Here is a 17,644-nt window from a genome sequence, read left to right as displayed (position 1 = left end):
CCATGACCAACCCCTTCGACGACCAGGACGGCACCTTCCTCGTGCTCGTCAACGACGAGAACCAGCACTCGCTCTGGCCCCGGTTCGCGGACGTCCCGGCCGGCTGGACCACCGCCCACGGCCCCGACACCCACGCCGCCTGCCTGGAGTACGTCGAGCAGAACTGGACCGACATGCGGCCCAAGAGCCTCATCGACGCCATGAACGCCGGGCAGTAGAGCGGCCGACGTGAACCCGACCCGAACCACGGACGAGGCCCGCCCCACGGCGGGCCTCGCCCAGCCCCACGACCACGCGGCGGACCTGCTCACCCCCGAAGCCCGGCGGGACCCGTACCCCGTCTACGCCCGGATGCGGCGCGAGAGCCCCGTCCACCGCAGCGCCCAGGGCATCTGGTACCTCACCCGGTACGCCGACGTCGAGGCCTCCCTGAGCGACCATCGGCTGTCCAACGACCGCGACCGGATGACCCGCGCCTACGAAGCGCTCGGCGGCGACCTCAAGGCGTTCGGCCGGCTCACCGACCGGCTCGGCCGGGTGATGACCAACACCGACCCGCCGGACCACGCCCGGCTGCGCAAGCTCGCCAACCGCGCCTTCACCGCGCGGCGCGTCGAAGCCCTGCGCGACGGCATCCAGCGGATCGTCGACAGGCTCGTCGACAAGGCGGTCGCGGCCGGGCCGACCATGGATCTGATCGAGACCGTCGCCGCCCCGCTACCGCTGTCCGTCGTCTGCGAGCTCTTCGGCATCCCGCCCGAGGACCGCCCGCAGGTCAAGGCCTGGTTCCGCCGCTTCGGCCGGATCGGCGAGGACATCGACAAGTCCGAGGAGGCGATCGACCAGTTCGACGAGTACCTCGCCCGGCTCGTCCGCCGCCGCCGTGCCGACCCGGGCGACGACCTGATCAGCGCCCTGGTCGCCACCCAGGCCCAGGACGACCGGCTCACCGACGCGGAACTGCTCTCCACCTGCTTCGTCCTGATCACCGCGGGCGACGAGACCACCACCCACCTCGTCGGCAACGGCATGCTCGCCCTGCTGCGCCACCCCGACCAGCTGGCCAGGCTGCGCGCGGAGCCGGCGATGATCCGCACCGCTGTCGACGAACTGACCCGCTACGACACGCCGACCCAGGCGATCGTCCGGGTCGTCGCCGAGGACCTGGAGATCGGCGGCCGGACGCTGCGCGAGGGCGAACTGGTCTACCTGTTCCTCGCCGCGACCAACCGCGACCCCGAGCGCTTCGAGGCCCCCGACCGGCTCGACCTGGCCCGCCCGGGAAACCGGCACCTGAGCTTCGGCATCGGCCCGCACTTCTGCCTCGGCGGCCCGCTGGCCAAGCTCCAGACGGAGGTGGCGATCGGCACGCTGGTCCGCCGTCTCCCACGGCTCGGACTGGCGCGAGGAGCGACCCTCGACTGGCGGCCCAACCCGCTGCAACGGCGGCTCGTCGCCCTCCCGCTGACCTACTGACGACCGATCGACCACCGAACGACCGAATCACCGAACGACCGAATCACCGAACGACGACGAAGGAGCACCGACCATGGCCCGAGAGTTCGAGGTGCGACGGGAGCAGGACCTGCCCGCCACCCCCGACCAGGTCTGGCACGCCGTCGCCACCGCCGCCGGAAACCTGGGCTGGCTCTACACCATGGAGATCGAGCCGCACGTCGGCGGCAGGGTCTCGCGGGGCGACGGCACCGTACAGGTCTGGGAGCCGCCGCGGCACTTCGCCATCCGGGTGGCCATGGACAACGGCTTCTCCAACACGCTCACCTACCTGATCGACCCGGTCGACGCCATGACCAGCCACCTGCGCATGGGAATCCACTGGATCCACGAGGGCGTCTGGGACGAGACCTGGGACAACAAAGCGGCGGCGGCCGAGCGGCACGTCGACTTCTACCAGCATGGCCTCGCCGAGTACCTGCGGCACTTCGCCGACCGTCCCGCCGTCTACGTCAAGGCCGAGCGGCCCGAACGCACCTCCGACCCGGCGGACTTCGTGGCCCTGCGCCGCCGACTGGGCCTCGCCGACGACGCGGCCGTCGGCGACCGGTTCACCCTCGCCCTCCCGGGCCCCGGCGACCGCTCGGAGGAGGTGGTCGTGGACTGGCTGGACCCCGACTTCATCGGCCTGCGCGGACCGGACGCGCTCTACCGCTTCTTCAACGGCAGCACCTGGAACTGGCCGATCTGGCTCGGTCACCACCTGTTCGCCGAGAAGACCGACGGGCAGCAGGCCACCCAGGCGTGGACCGCCTGGCTCAACGACACCCAAGCCTAGGACCCCCGATGGAGATCTCCACCCGAACACTGCTCTTCGTCGCCGAACTCGTCGAGGAGAACGGCACCTACACGCTTCTCGTCGAGGACGTGCGGCAGGGCAGCGTCCAGACCACCCCGGTCCCCAAGGCCATGGTCGACAAGCTCCCGACCTTCCTCTCGGCCCTCGCCGCCAAGCTCAACCCACCGCCGCGCGGCCGCTGGTAGCCCACCTCCACTTCCACGAGGCCGGTGCCGTCCGGAGGTGACAGTACAGCTAGTCAGGTGCGCGTCCGGCAGTTTTATAGGCGGCAGGCCGCTTCTGCGCACCATGTTCTGGAAGACGTGGCCGCTGTAGTCCGGGCGCAGCGGACGCCCATAGGCGTCGGTGAAAATGTAATCGGACTCATTCCAGCAGATCCCTGCGGTCAGTTTCTCCTTTCTCTGCTGGCCACGGTGTGTGTTGCGGCCTGTCCCGCTCCTTCACCCTCACCACTGCCCTGTCACCGGCGGTCGTGGCGGGCGCACTCGCCCAGCGGATCTCCGCCCTTCTGCTGGAACGCCACGGCATCTACGTGAAGGCCATCAACGCGCCGAGCGTGCGTACGGGCCAGGAGATCCTCAGGAGCGCGCCTGGCGCCGCCCACCAGTCCGCGGAGGTCGAGGAGTTCATCGCGGCACTGGACGGGATCTGGCGGGAGCTGGGGGTGCGAACTCCGGGCCCGCAGCGGTCCGCCGGAACGGACGGCTGACCCGGCCCACGGGGTGCGCGCGGCTCTCCCGCTGCGCCGCGACCCGCCCCCCGTACCCGCACCGTGTCGCGGCCTGCGCTATCGGGACGCTATGCGACTTGGGCAAGATCGACGTCGCACGTCCGGTGGTGGTACACGCCGGGCATGACGAAGGCGTCCCGGTCGGCGCGCGACCCGTGGGAGCGGGTACTCCGCCACGGTCCGGCGACTGATGGTCCTGATCGCCGTGAAGGAGTCCGAAGTCACGATGACGCACCCCGACGGTACGGAAGCACCGCTGCTGTGGACACTGGCCGGCAGCGGCAGGCAGTCGCTGGCGGCCGGCGCCCGCGGCCTGCACGGGTACCTGGCCGGTCGGGACGACTGGAGCCCCCGGGACGTCGCGCTCGCCCTGGCGCGCGCCGCCTCCGAGGGGAGCCGGCGGGCGGCACTGGTGGCCGACGGTCGGGACGGGTTCCTGCGGCGGCTGGACGCGCTCGCCGACGGCAGGAGCACGTCCGGCCTGGTGGAGGGCGCGGCGGCGCCGGGTCGCCGGGTCGCCTTCGTGTTCCCCGGCCAGGGCGCGCAGTGGCCCCGGATGGCGGTGGACCTGCTGGACGCCTCCGCGGTGTTCCGCGACCGCATGGACGCCTGCGCGCAGGCCCTGGAACCGTTCCTCGACTGGTCGCCGATCGACGTGCTCCGCGACCCGGACGCGCCGGGCGCGCCCGCCGGGGACCGGGCCGACGTGGTGCAGCCCCTGCTGTTCGCCGTGACGGTGTCGCTCGCCGGGCTGTGGCGCTCCCGCGGCGTGGAACCGGCCGCCGTGCTCGGCCACAGCGTCGGCGAGGTCACCGCCGCCGCGGTCAGCGGCGCGCTCTCCCTGGACGACTCCGCGCGGGTGGTCGCCCGCTGGAGCCAGGCCCAGGCGACCCTGGCCGGGCAGGGCGACATGGTCTCCGTGATGGCCCCGGCCGGCGAGGTCGAACCGCGGCTGCGCCGCTGGGACGGCCGCCTCGTCGTCGCCGCGCACAACGGTCCGCGGTCCGTGATCGTCTCCGGCGACCGCGACGCCGCGGCCGAACTCCTCGCCGACCTGGCCTCGGCCGGGGTGCACGCGCGGCGGGTCGCGGTGGGCCTGGCCGCCCACTCCCCCCACATCGACGCGATCGTCCCCCGGATGCGCGCCGACCTCGCACCGATCCGGCCCCGCACGGCGCACCTGCCCTACTACTCCGGCCTGACCGGGGGACGGCTTGACGCCCCGGTCCTGGACGCCGACTACTGGTGCCGTAACCTGCGCAACCCGGTCAGGTTCCAGCAGGCGGCCGGGGCCCTGCTGCGGGACGGGTACGGTGTCCTGCTGGAGGTCAGCCCGCACCCCGTGCTGACCGCCGCCCTCACCGACTGCGCGGAGGAACACGGCGCGCAGGCCGCCGTCCTCGGCACGCTGCGCCGGGACCAGGGCGGTCCGAGCCGGTTCCTGACCTCGCTCGGCGAGCTGTACGTGCACGGCGTCACCCCGGAGCCGGAGCCGGAGCCGGAGCCGGAGCCGGGGCCGGAAGCGCGGCCCACCCGGCTGCCGGAACTGCCGGCCGCCGTCCTGGCGGCGCTCGCGGCGCCCGCCCCGACGGACACGGACGCGAACACGGACGGGACCGGCCGCGCGGACGGCCCCCGGGACGCCGGCAGCGCGTTCCGCGCGGAGCTGGTCGGCCTGGACGCGGTGGAGCGCCGCGCCGCCCTGGTGCGGCTGGTGGACGAGGAGGTCGCCGCGCTGACCGGGCGGTCCGAACCGGTCCCCGCCGACCTGGCCTTCCTCGACCTTGGGTTCGACTCCGTCACCGCCGTGGAGCTGCGCAACCGGTTGAGCGCGGCGACGGCGTTGCGCATCCCGGCGACGGCCGTCTTCGACTGCCCGACCCCGGCGGCCCTGGCCGCGTACCTCCACGCCCGGATCGGCGGCGGCGACCGGCCGGAGCGGCGCACGGACGCGGACGCGCCGGTGCGGCGGGCCGCGGACGACGACCCCGTGGTGATCGTCGGCATGGGCTGCCGCTACCCCGGCGGGGTCGGCAGCCCCGACGAACTCTGGGAACTGGTGTCGATGGGCGCCGACGCCGTTTCCGCGCTGCCCGGCGATCGCGGCTGGGACACCGCCGGACGGTACGACCCCGCGCCCGGCACCCCGGGCCGGTACTACCAGCGGGAGGCGGGCTCGCTCGCCGGCGCGGCCGACTTCGACGCCGAGTTCTTCGGCATCTCGCCGCGCGAGGCGGCGGCGATGGACCCGCAGCAGCGGCTGCTGCTGGAGACCACCTGGGAGGCACTGGAGCGGGCCGGGATCGACCCGTCCACCCTGCGGCGGACCCCGACGGGCGTCTACGTCGGGGCGATGACCATGGACTACGGCCCATCCCTCGAACAGGGCGCCGACGAGGGCGGCCACCTGCTGACCGGCAACACCGGGAGCGTCGCGTCGGGCCGCCTGGCCTACACCCTCGGCCTGGAGGGGGCGGCGGTCACCGTGGACACGGCCTGCTCGTCCTCGCTGGTGGCCCTGCACCTGGCGGCCCGGGCGCTGCGCTCGGGCGAGTGCTCGCTGGCGCTGGCCGGCGGCGCGACCGTGATGTCCACGGTCGGCATGCTGGTGGAGTTCAGCCGGCAGGGCGCACTCGCCCCGGACGGCCGCTGCAAGGCGTTCGCGGCGGGCGCCGACGGCTTCGGCCTGGCCGAGGGCGTGGGCATGCTGCTGCTGGAGCGGTTGTCGGACGCGCGGCGCAACGGGCACCCGGTGCTGGCCGTCATCCGCGGCTCGGCGGTGAACCAGGACGGTGCGAGCAACGGTCTGACGGCGCCGAACGGCCCGTCGCAGCAGCGGGTGATCCGGGCGGCGCTGGTGGACGCGGGGCTGACGTCCTCGGACGTGGACGTGGTGGAGGCGCACGGCACCGGCACCCGCCTGGGCGACCCGATCGAGGCGCAGGCGCTGCTGGCCACCTACGGGCAGGACCGGCCCGCCGAGCGGCCGGTGTGGATCGGCTCGCTGAAGTCCAACATCGGCCACTCCCAGGCCGCGGCGGGCGTGGGCGGGGTGATCAAGTCGGTGCTGGCGATGCGGCACGGCGTGATGCCCAAGACCCTGCACGTGGACGGCCCGACGCCCGAGGTGGACTGGTCGGCGGGCGCCGGTCGGCTGCTGACCGAGGCCCGGGAATGGGACGACACGGGACGCCCGCGCCGGGCCGGCGTGTCCTCGTTCGGCATCAGCGGCACCAACGCCCACGTCATCCTCGAACAGGCCCCGGCCGACGAGGCGGCGGCGGATGCCCCGCGTCCGGGGACGGTGCTGTGGCCGCTGTCGGCGCGCACCCCGGAGGCGCTGCGCGCGCAGGCGGCGGCACTGGCCGCGCGGGTGGCGGCGGAACCCGGCCTCGACGCGGCGGACATCGGCTACTCGCTGACGGTGGGCCGCACGTCCTTCGGACACCGCGCGGTGCTGGTGGGCACGGACCGGAGCGACCTGCTCGACGGCGTGACCGCGCTGGCGCGGGGCGCTGCGGTGTCCGGCGGTGGGCTGGTGTCCGGCCGGGTGGCGATGGTGTTCCCGGGCCAGGGTTCGCAGTGGGTCGGGATGGCCATGGAGCTGCTGGGCGCATCCGAGGTGTTCGCGGCGCGGATGGCCGAGTGTGAGCGGGCGCTGGCACCGTACACGGATTGGTCGTTGGGGGAGGCGCTGGGCTCGGAGGAGCTGTTGGCGCGGGTCGACGTGGTGCAGCCGGTGCTGTGGGCGGTGATGGTGTCGCTCGCGGAGGTTTGGCGTTCGTTCGGGGTCGTCCCGGACGGGGTGGTCGGTCACTCGCAGGGGGAGATCGCGGCCGCCGTGGTGGCGGGCGGTCTGAGCCTGGAGGACGGCGCGCGGGTGGTGGCGCTGCGGTCGCGTGCGGTGGGGGCGGTGGCGGGGCGTGGAGGGATGGCGTCGCTGCCGCTGCCGGTGGAGGCGGTCCGGGAGCGGATCGGGGGCCGGTTGTCGGTGGCGGCGGTGAACGGACCGTCGTCGACGGTGGTGTCGGGTGACGCGGACGCGGTCGCCGCGCTGGTGGCGGAACTCGTGGAGGAGGGGGTGCGGGCGCGGCTGATCGAGGTCGACTACGCGTCGCACTCCGCGCACGTGGAGGAGATCCGCGAGCGGCTGCTCGCCGACCTGAACGGCGTCACCCCCCTCTCGGGCGCGGTGCCGTTCTACTCCAGCGTGACCGGCGGCCTGCTGGACACCGAGGCGCTGGACGCCGAGTACTGGTACCGAAACCTGCGGGAGACCGTCGAGTTCGAGCGGGCGACCCGCGCGCTCCTCGCGGCCGGGCACCGGTTCTTCGTCGAGTCCAGCCCGCACCCGGTGCTGGGCGTGGCGGTGGGGGAGTCGGTGGAGGCCGCGGGCGCGGACGCCGCGGTGTTGGGGACGCTGCGCCGGGGGGAGGGCGGTCCGGCGCAGGTGCTGCTCGCGGTCGGCCGCGGCTGGGAGCGCGGGCTGGGGGTGGACTGGTCGGGGGCGTTCCCGGGGGCGCGGCGGGTCGAGCTGCCGACGTACGCGTTCCAGCGCACCCGCTACTGGCTGACGGCCCCCGCCGCCGTCCCGGCCGCGCCCGCCGAGGACCGCTGGGACGACCTGGAGCGGCAGGACCCCGCCCGGCTCGCCGACATCCTCGGGGTCGGCCGGGCCGCCCTGGACGAGGTCCTGCCCGCGCTGGCGATCTGGCGCTCCACCAGGAACCGCGAGCGGAAGGCGGAGTCCTGGCGCTACCACGTCGCCTGGGCGCCCCTGTCGGTCGCGCCGGCGGACGGCCTCCCCGGTCGCTGGCTCGCCCTGCGTCCCGAGGGCGACGACGCGGCGGCCGTCCTGGACACCCTCGGCGAGGCCGGAGCCGACCTCCTCCCGTGCGTCGTCGCCGATCCGGGCGCGACCCGCGAACAACTGGCCGCCCTGCTCACCGAGACCGCCGGGGAGCAGCCGATCGCCGGGGTGCTGTCCCTGCTGTCCTGGGAGGAGCGCCCCCATCCCGACCACCCCGACCTGCCCGGTGGTCCGGCGCTGACCCTCGCGCTGGCCCAGGCGCTGGAGGACGCGGGCCTGGAGGGCGCGGGCAGCGCGGCCCGGCTCTGGATCCTGACGAAGGGGCTGGCGGTCCTGGGCGGCGCCGAGCGGCCCGGCCCGGCCGGCCAGGCCGCGTCCGCCGCCCTGGGCCGGACGCTGGCGCTGGAGCACCCGCATCGCCGCGGCGGTCTGATCGACCTGCCCGAGGTGCTGGACGTACGGGCCGCCCGCCGCTTGTGCGCGGTGCTCGCGGGAGCCGCGGCCGACGAGGAACAGGTGGCGGTGCGCTCCACCGGGGTCCACGGACGCCGTCTCCGGCCCGCGTCGTCCGTGCCGCCGAGAGCCCGTCAGGGTGGCGCGGCCGTGCGGAAGCGACCGCAATGGCAGGGCACGGTCCTCGTCACCGGTGGCACCGGTGGCGTCGGCTCGCACACGGCGCGCTGGCTCGCGGGCCAGGGCGCGGAGCGGCTGCTGCTGGTCAGCCGCCGCGGTGCCGACGCACCCGGTACGGACGCGCTGCGGACGGAACTGACGGAGCTGGGCGCCGAAGTGACCTTTGCTGCCTGCGATGTCGCAGACCCGGCCGCACTGGCGGCGCTGATCGCCGACATCCCGGCGCGATGCCCGCTGTCCGCCGTCATCCACGCGGCCGGCGTCCTCGACGACGGTGTGCTCGACGCGCTGGACCCCGCGCGGCTCGCCGTGGTGCTGCGCGCCAAGCTGACCGCCGCCCGGAACCTGCACGAGGCCACCGCGGGTCTCGACCTGTCGGCCTTCGTGGTGTTCTCGTCCGTGATGGGCGTCGTGGGCAACGCCGGGCAGGGCAACTACGCGGCCGCCAACGCGGCCGTCGACGCACTCGTCGCCGCCCGCCGGGCCGCCGGGCTGCCCGGCACGTCCGTGGCCTGGGGCGCCTGGGCCGGGCCTGGCATGCTGGCGGACGAGGTCGCCGCACGGCTGCGGGACTTCGGCATGCCGGTGATGGAGCCCGAAACGGCCGTCACCGCGATCGGCCGGGCACTCGCGGAGGACGACGAGTTGGTCGTGGTCGCCGATGTCGACTGGAGGCGCTTCACCGCGGGCAGGGGGCGGTGGACCGCCGCCCTCCTCCACGGGATACCGGACCCGGCTGCCGAGAGGCCCGTCCCGGATGCCACCGCACCGTCGGCGGCCCGGGAAGGCGGCGACTCCGCCGACGCCCTGCGGCAGCAGATCGCCGTACTGCCGCGCCACGAGGACCGGGTCAGGACCCTCACCGAACTGGTACGCACCCACGCGGCGACGGTCCTGCGCCACCCCGACGTCGACACGGTCCAGCCCGGAAAGGCGTTCTCCGCGCTCGGCTTCGACTCGCTGACGGCGGTGGAGCTGCGCAACCGGCTCGCCGCCGTCACCGGACTGGCCCTGCCCGCCACCGTCCTGTTCGACCATCCCACACCGTCGGCACTGGCCGACCGGCTGCTCGCGGACCTGGACCTGCCGGACGCCGCGAGCGGCACCGCCGGGCCCGCCGGCTCCGTCGATGCCGGGGCGAGCCGGGCGGCGGCACCCGGCGGCAACGAGCCGATCGCGATCGTCGGCATGGGCTGCCGCTTCCCCGGCGGGGTCGCAGGGCCCGAGGACTTCTGGCACCTGCTCTCGAAGGGCACTGACGCCGTCGGCGACTGGCCGTCGAACCGGGGCTGGGACACCGAGGGGTTGTACGACCCCGACCCCGACCACGCCGGCACCACGTACAGCAGGCAGGGCGGCTTCCTGCACGACGCCCCCGAGTTCGACGCGGAGTTCTTCGGCATCTCGCCGCGCGAGGCCCTGGCCATGGACCCGCAGCAGCGGCTGCTCCTGGAGACCGCCTGGGAGGCGGTCGAGGGCGCCGGGCAGGACCCGACCGCGCTGAAGGACCGGCAGGTCGGCGTCTACATCGGTACCAACGGCCAGGACTACTCTTCGCTGCTGCAGGGCGCCGAGGGCGTGTCCGAGGGGCATCTGCTGACCGGGAACACGGCCAGCGTGCTGTCCGGGCGGCTGTCCTACGTCCTCGGCCTCCAGGGACCCTCGCTCACCGTCGACACCGCGTGCTCCTCGTCGCTGGTGGCGCTCCACCTGGCCGTGCAGGCACTGCGGCGCGGCGACTGCGAGCAGGCCCTCGCGGGCGGGGTGACGGTGATGAGCACCCCGCGGCTCTTCGTGGAGTTCAGCCGTCAGCGCGGGCTCGCCGCCGACGGACGGTGCAAGGCGTTCTCGGCGGACGCGGACGGCACGGGCTGGGGCGAGGGCGCGGGAGTGCTGCTGCTGGAGCGCCACAGCGACGCCCTGCGCCACGGCCACCCCGTACTCGCGCTGATCAGCGGCACCGCCGTGAACCAGGACGGCGCCAGCAACGGGCTCACCGCCCCCAACGGCCCGTCCCAGCAGCAGGTCATCCGTGCCGCGCTGGCCGACGCCGGGCTGCGCGCCGACCAGATCGACGCGATCGAGGCCCACGGCACCGGCACGAAGCTCGGCGACCCCATCGAAGCGCAGGCGCTCCAGGCCGTCCACGGGCCGGCGCGCCCCGCGGACCGGCCGCTGTGGCTCGGCTCCGTGAAGTCGAACATCGGGCACACCCAGGCGGCGGCCGGGGTGGCCGGAGTGATGAAGATGGTGCTGGCCATCCGCCACGGCGAACTGCCGGGAACCCTGCACGCCGGGACGCCGAACCCGCACGTCGACTGGTCCGACGGTGCGATCCGCCTGCTCACCGCGCACACCCCGTGGCCGGAGACCGGGAACCCGCGCCGGGCAGGCGTGTCGTCGTTCGGCATCAGCGGCACCAACGTGCACGCGATCATCGAGCAGGCACCGGCCGTCGCGGTAGCGCCCGCCCCCGAGCGGACCGACATCTCGGCCGTACCCGCCCCGGACACCGCCACGACGGCCACCGCGCGCCGTGCCGCCCCGCCCGTGCCGCTGCTGCTCTCGGCGGGCACACCGGAGGCCCTGCGGGCACAGGCCGGGCGGCTGGTGAGCCGGCTCGATGCCGACCCGGACGCCGAACTGGCGGACGTCGCCTACTCGCTCGCCACAGGACGGGCCCCGCTCGAACACCGGGCCGCCGTCCTGGGACGGGACCGGGCATCCGTCCGACGCTCGCTCATCGCACTCGCGCGCGGCACGGCAGCGGGCCACCTGCTCACCGGAGGCGCCGTACGCTCCGGCCGGACCGCCTTCCTCTTCCCGGGACAGGGCAGCCAGCGGGCCGGAGCCGGCGCGGAGCTCTACCGCGACGACCCGGTGTTCGCCGACGCCCTCGACGAGGTGCTGACCGGCCTGGACCCGCACCTCGACCTGCCCCTGCGCGACATCCTGTTCGCCGAGCCCGGAACCCCCGGTGCGGCGCTGCTCGACCGCACCCGGTACACCCAGCCCGCGTTGTTCGCCCTGGAGACGGCGCTGTTCCGGCTCGTGCAGCACTGGGGTGTGCAGCCCGATCTGCTGATGGGGCACTCCATCGGCGAACTCGCCGCCGCCCACGCGGCGGGCGTGCTGGACCTGCCCGATGCCTGCGCGCTGGTAGCGGCCCGGGGCCGGCTGATGGACGAACTGCCCGAGGGCGGGGCGATGGTGGCGGTGGAGGCTACCGAGGAGGAAGTGCACCAGGCCCTGCTGGACGACCGCACCGGGCACCCCCTCCCGGAGACGGAAGCGGACGGCGACCCGGGCCGGGACGCGGTGGACGTCGCCGCCGTCAACGGGCCCACCTCCGTGGTCCTGTCCGGTGACGCGGACGCGGTGCTGCGCCTGGCCGGGGCGTTCCGCTCCCGCGGACGGCGCACCCGCCGGCTGAGCGTGAGCCACGCGTTCCACTCCGCCCGGATGGACGGGATGCTCGACGCGTTCCGGGACGTCGCCGAGTCGCTGACCTATCACGCGCCCGGCATCGAGATCGTCTCCAATCTGACGGGGCGCACGGCCACGGCCGCGGAACTCCGTTCCCCCGAACACTGGGTGCGCCACGTCCGGGGCACCGTGCGCTTCCTGGAAGGGGCCCGCCGGCTGCGGGCCGAGGGCGCGACGACGTACCTCGAACTCGGACCGGGCGGCGTGCTGTCCGGCATGCTCCACGCCTGCCTCCCCGACGCCACCCCCACCCCCGGCGGCCCCGGCGGCCCCGGGACGGTGCCGCTGCTGCGCGACGGCCGCGGCGAGCCTGACGCGGTCCGCACCGCACTCGCCTCGCTGCACCTGCGCGGCGTGGCGGTGGACTGGTCGGCGGGCTGGAGCGGCACCGACGTGCAGCGGGTCGACCTGCCCACCTACGCCTTCCAGCGCAGGCGCTTCTGGCCGGTGGCCGCGCCGGACCCGGCCCCCGCCGCCCGGCGCTCCCGCCGGGAGACCGATGTCCCCGCCGGCCCCCGCCGCTACCGCATCGCATGGGAGCCGCTCACCGCGCCCGCGGAGCCCCGCCTCTCCGGCCGCTGGCTGCTCGTCACCCCGGACGGACCCGGTGCCGAGGACACCGCACTCGCCTGCGAACAGGCGCTCGCCGGGCACGGCGCCGACGTGGCCGTGATCCGGGTCGGGGCCGCCGCCGAACGCGCCGAACTGGCATCGCTGCTCCCGGAGTTCGGCTCCTTGGAGGGCGTCCTGTCGCTGCTGGCCCTGGCCCAGGGCCCCCGCCCGGGCCTGCCGATGCTCGACGCCTGCCTGACCGGGACCCTGCTGCTGCTCCAGGCCCTGGGCGACAGCGGTATCGACGCACCCCTGTGGTGCGCCACCCGCGGCGCGGTGGCAGCCGACGGCACGGAGGAGGTCCGCCCCGAGCAGGCCCAGGTGTGGGGCCTGGGCCGGGTGGCGGCACTGGAGCACCCGCCGCGCTGGGGCGGCCTGGTCGACCTGCCGGACCTGCTGGACGGGCCCGCGCTGGACGGGCTGTGCGCGGTGCTGGCCGGCCGGGACGGCGAGGACCAGGTGGCCGTACGCGCGCCGGCACCTTTGGGTCGTCGGCTCGTCCCCGCGCCGGAGCCCGCGACATCCGCGCCCGCACCGTGGACGCTGCGCGGCACGGCCCTCGTCACCGGCGGCACCGGAGGCCTCGGCGCCCAGGTGGCACGCTGGCTTGCGGAGCGCGGCGCGGAACACCTCGTCCTCCTCAGCCGACGGGGCCCCGAGGCCCCCGGAGCCGACGCGCTGGTCGACGCCCTGGCGGCGCTCGGCGCCCGGAGCACCCTGCTGGCCTGCGACGTCGCCGACCGCACCGCGCTGGAGCGGGTCCTGGGGCGGCTGCGCGACGAGGGCGACACCGTACGGGCCGTGGTGCACACCGCCGGACTCACCTCGGACACCGCGCTGATGGACTGCACGCTGGAAGAACTGGCCCGGCGGACGGCGGCCAAGACGTGCGGCGCGGCCCACCTCGACGCCCTGTTCGAAGACCGCCCGCTGGACGCCTTCGTGCTGTTCTCCTCGATCTCGGGCACCTGGGGCAGCGGCGGCCAGGGCGCCTACGCGGCAGCCAACGCCTACCTGGACGGCCTCGCCGCGGCGAGGCGCGGCCGGGGCCTGACGGCGACCTCGGTGGCCTGGGGCCCCTGGGCCGGCGCGGGCATGGCCGAGGGCGCGGTCGGCGACGGCCTGCGCCGCCACGGGCTGGTGCCGATGGCCCCGGCAGCGGCGCTCTCCGCGCTCGGCCTGGCGCTGACCCTGGACGAGGGCGAACCGGTCGTCGCCGAGCTGGACTGGAGCCGCTTCGCGCCGATCTTCGGCTCGGTCAGGGACAGTGCGCTGCTGCGCGGCCTGGCGGCCGCCCCGGAGCCCCGGGCGGCGGACGGCGACCCTGCGGACGCGGACACCTCCGCCGGGTCGGGACCCGGCACGGGCGGCGGCCCGTCGTGGCTGCACCGGCTGCACCGACTGTCCGAGCCCGAGGGCCGCAAACTGCTGACGGAACTGGTGCGGAGCGAAGCGGCCGCCGTGCTGGGCCACGAGTCGGCCGCCGGCCTCGCGGCCGACCGCCCGTTCCGCGAGCTGGGCTTCGACTCGCTCACCGCCGTAGAACTCCGCAACCGGCTGGTCGCGGCCACCGCTCTGCCGCTCGCGTTCACCACCGTCTTCGACCACCCGACGGCAGCCGCCCTTGCCGCCCACCTCTTCGCCGAACTGAGCGGCACCGAACCGGACGCCGATGGCACGACCGGCACGGCCGCGACGGACTCCGCAGCCGCCGCCGGCGGCGCGGCCGGGCCCGCGGCGGCCGACGAACCCCTGGCGATCGTCTCGATGGCCTGCCGGTTCCCGGGCGGCGTCCGCTCGCCCGAGGACCTGTGGCAGCTGGTGGCCGACGGAGTGGACGCGGTCGCCGCGCTGCCCACCGACCGCGGCTGGCCGCTGGACACCCTCTACGACCCGGACCCCCTGCACCCGGGCACCTTCTACACCACCGGCGGCGGCTTCCTGGACGGCGCGGCCGAGTTCGACGCGGATTTCTTCGGCATCTCCCCGCGCGAAGCACTGGCCATGGACCCGCAACAGCGACTGCTCCTCGAAACCAGCTGGGAGGCACTGGAGCGGGCCGGACTCGACCCCGCGTCGGTCCGCGGCAGCGAGGGCGGCGTCTACGTCGGCGTCGCCGCCCAGGGCTACGGCACCGGCCCGCAGGACCCGTCCGACGAGATCGAGGGGCATCTCCTCAGCGGCACGGTCACCAGCGTCGCCTCCGGCCGCGTCGCCTACACCCTCGGACTCGGCGGCCCCGCCGTGACCGTGGAGACGGCCTGCTCGTCCTCGCTGGTGGCACTGCACCTGGCCGGCCAGGCACTGCGCGCCGGCGACTGCTCGTTCGCCCTGGTCGGCGGTGCCGCGGTGATGGCGAGCCCGGACGTCTTCGTCGAGTTCAGCCGTCAGCAGGGCCTGTCGCCCGACGGCCGCTGCCGCTCCTTCGCCGAAGGGGCGAACGGCACGGGCTGGGGCGAAGGGGTGGGCGTCCTGCTCGTGGAACGCCTCTCCGACGCGCGCCGCCTCGGCCATCCGGTCCTCGCCCTCGTACGGGGCACCGCGGTGAACCAGGACGGTGCCAGCAACGGCCTCACCGCTCCGAGCGGCTCCGCGCAGCAGCGGGTGATCAGGACCGCGCTGGCCGCGGCGGGACTGTCCGGCGCCGATATCGACCTGGTCGAGGGGCACGGTACCGGCACCGTGCTCGGCGACCCCATCGAGGCGCAGGCCCTCCTGGCCACCTACGGCCAGGACCGGCCCGCCGACCGCCCGCTGTGGCTGGGGTCGCTGAAGTCCAACATCGGGCACACCCAGGCCGCCGCCGGGGTCGCCGGGGTCATCAAGACGGTGCTCGCACTGCGCAACGGCGTGCTCCCCGGCACCCTGCACGCACAGGAGGCGTCCAGCCGGGTGGACTGGTCGGCCGGCGCGGTCCGGTTGCTCGCGGACGCCCGCCCCTGGGACGCCCCGGACGGGGACCGGCCGCGCCGGGCCGGCGTCTCCGCGTTCGGCATGAGCGGCACCAACGCCCACGCCGTCCTGGAGGAGGCACCCGCCGCCGACTCCGGCCCGCTGCCCGACGGCACGGACGGCGAACCCTCCGAGGACACCGGGACCACCACCCCGTGGCTGCTCTCCGCTACGACCCCCGCGGCCCTGCGCCGCCAGGCCCGCCGACTGGGCGAGCACCTGCGGGCCGACCCCGGCGCGGGCGCCGCCGCGGCCGCCCGGGCACTCGCCACCACCCGCCCCGCCCTGCCCTTCCGGGCAGCAGCCGTCGGCCGCGACCGCGACGCGCTCCTCGGCTGGCTGGACGCCCTCGCGGCGGGCGAACCCGCCCCCGACGCCGTGCAGGACCGGGCGCGCGGCGGCCGCACGGCCTTCGTCTTCCCCGGCCAGGGCTCGCAGTGGGCCGGCATGGCCGCGGCGGCGCTCGACGCCTCCGTGCCGTTCGCCGCCGCCATCGCCGCCTGCGAACGGGCGCTCGCCCCGCACACCGACTGGTCCCTGACCGAGGTGCTGCGCGGCGCGCCCGGCGCGCCGACGCTCGACCGCGTGGACGTCGTCCAGCCGGTGCTGTTCGCCGTGATGGTCGCGCTGGCCGCGCACTGGCGCGACACCGGGGTCACCCCGGACGCGGTCGTCGGCCACAGCCAGGGCGAGATCGCCGCCGCCTGCGTCGCCGGAGCGCTGTCGCTCGACGACGCGGCCCTCGTGGTGGCGCGGCGCAGTCGGGCGCTGCTGAGGCTGGCAGGACGCGGCGGCATGGTGTCGGTCGCCGCCTCCGCCGAGCGGACCACGAGCCTGATGCCCGCCGGCGGACGCCTCTGCGTGGCCGCGGTGAACGGCCCCGACGCCGTGGTCGTCGCCGGGGAGCCCGAGGAGCTGGCCGTCCTGCTCGCGGCCTGCGACCGGGAAGGTGTACGGGCCAAGGCGATCCCGGTGGACTACGCGGCCCACTCGGCACAGGTCGCCGAGATGGAGGACGAACTGCGCGAAGCCCTCACCGGGATACGCCCCCGCGCCTCGGCCGTCCCGCTCTACTCGACGGTGACCGGCGAACCCGTCGCCGGAGAATCGCTCGACGCCGCCTACTGGTACCGCAACCTGCGCGAGCCGGTCGACTTCGTCGGAGCGACCCGCACCCTGCTCGACGCGGGTCACACCCTGCTCGTCGAGGTCAGCCCGCATCCGGTGCTGCTCGCCGGGATCGAGGCGGTGGCCGCGGACGCCGGGCGGGAGGTGTCGGCGGTCGGCACGCTGCGGCGCGGCGACGGTGGCCGGGACCGGCTGCTGGCCTCACTGACCGAGGCGTGGGCGGCCGGCGGCGGCCCGGTGGACTGGTCGCCCTGGACGGGGGCCCCCGGGCCGGGCGGCCCGGCACCCGTCCTGCTGCCGACGTACCCCTTCCAGCGCGACCGGTACTGGCTGCCCACACCGGGCCGGACGGCCGCCGCGGCCACCACCACCGCGGCGCCGGCCGAGGACACTCCGCAGACCGCAGGCGACGAGGACGGCACCCCCGCCGCACGACTGGCCGCCCGGCTGGCCCCGCTGGATCGGCGGGCACGCCGCCAAGCGGTGCTCGACCTGGTCGTCCGGCACGCGGCAGCGGTCCTCGGCCATTCCGGAACCGGTCCGGTGCGCCCGGAACGCGCCTTCTCCGAGATCGGCTTCGACTCGATGCTCGCGGTGCGGTTCAGGAACGCGCTGTGCGAGGCCACCGGGCTGGCCGTCCCGCCGACGGTCGTCTTCGACCACCCGACGCCCGAAGCGCTCGCCGCCTACCTGGATGCGGAGCTGTCCGCCGCGCCCGAACCGCCCTCGCCGCTGCTGGCCGAGCTGGACCGGCTGGCCGCGCTCCTCGCGGCCGTCCCGCCCGGAGCGGCCGACACCGACGGGGTCGGCGAACGGCTGAACGAACTGCTACGCGGCTGGGGTCGGCGCGCCGGCGCACCGGGCGGCGAGGCGCCACCGCCCGGACCGGTGGACGACACCGCCACGGCGATGGAAACGGCGACAGCGGACGAGCTGTTCGCCCTGATCGACAACGACTTCGGCAACGCGTGAGAGAGAG

5 protein-coding genes and 1 pseudogene are annotated in these 17,644 nt (G+C 75.4%); all 6 read left to right on the top strand.

The features are described from left to right. Positions 1-2: 2 nt before the first annotated feature. The 6 genes and pseudogenes from ACZ5OX_RS26590 to ACZ5OX_RS26565 all read left to right on the top strand — a co-directional run bounded on the left by ACZ5OX_RS26590 (position 3) and on the right by ACZ5OX_RS26565 (position 17,637). Positions 3-218 (top strand): MbtH family protein, encoded by a 216-nt coding sequence (locus tag ACZ5OX_RS26590; RefSeq protein ID WP_465633563.1) that lies wholly within the window; start codon positions 3-5, stop codon positions 216-218. Between the two features lie 10 nt (positions 219-228). Then, entirely contained in the window at positions 229-1,476 is a 1,248-nt protein-coding gene (locus tag ACZ5OX_RS26585; protein WP_465633562.1) for a cytochrome P450, read from the top strand. 73 nt (positions 1,477-1,549) lie between these two features. Further along, positions 1,550-2,293, top strand: a complete 744-nt coding sequence (locus ACZ5OX_RS26580) for an SRPBCC family protein (protein ID WP_465633560.1) — start codon at positions 1,550-1,552, stop codon at positions 2,291-2,293. Between the two features lie 8 nt (positions 2,294-2,301). Then, positions 2,302-2,499 carry a hypothetical protein gene (locus tag ACZ5OX_RS26575; protein ID WP_465633558.1) on the top strand — a complete coding sequence of 66 codons (198 nt, stop codon included), beginning with the start codon at positions 2,302-2,304 and terminating at the stop codon, positions 2,497-2,499. Between the two features lie 239 nt (positions 2,500-2,738). Next, a pseudogene (locus tag ACZ5OX_RS26570) lies at positions 2,739-3,023 on the top strand (aminotransferase class I/II-fold pyridoxal phosphate-dependent enzyme); the annotation flags it as partial. A gap of 247 nt (positions 3,024-3,270) precedes the next feature. Next, complete coding sequence (locus tag ACZ5OX_RS26565) at positions 3,271-17,637, top strand: type I polyketide synthase (protein WP_465633556.1); 14,367 nt, start codon at positions 3,271-3,273, stop codon at positions 17,635-17,637. Positions 17,638-17,644 lie beyond the last annotated feature (7 nt).

The organism is Kitasatospora sp. NPDC032121, assembly GCF_055580145.1.
This window is presented reverse-complemented; position numbering and strand designations above follow the sequence as displayed.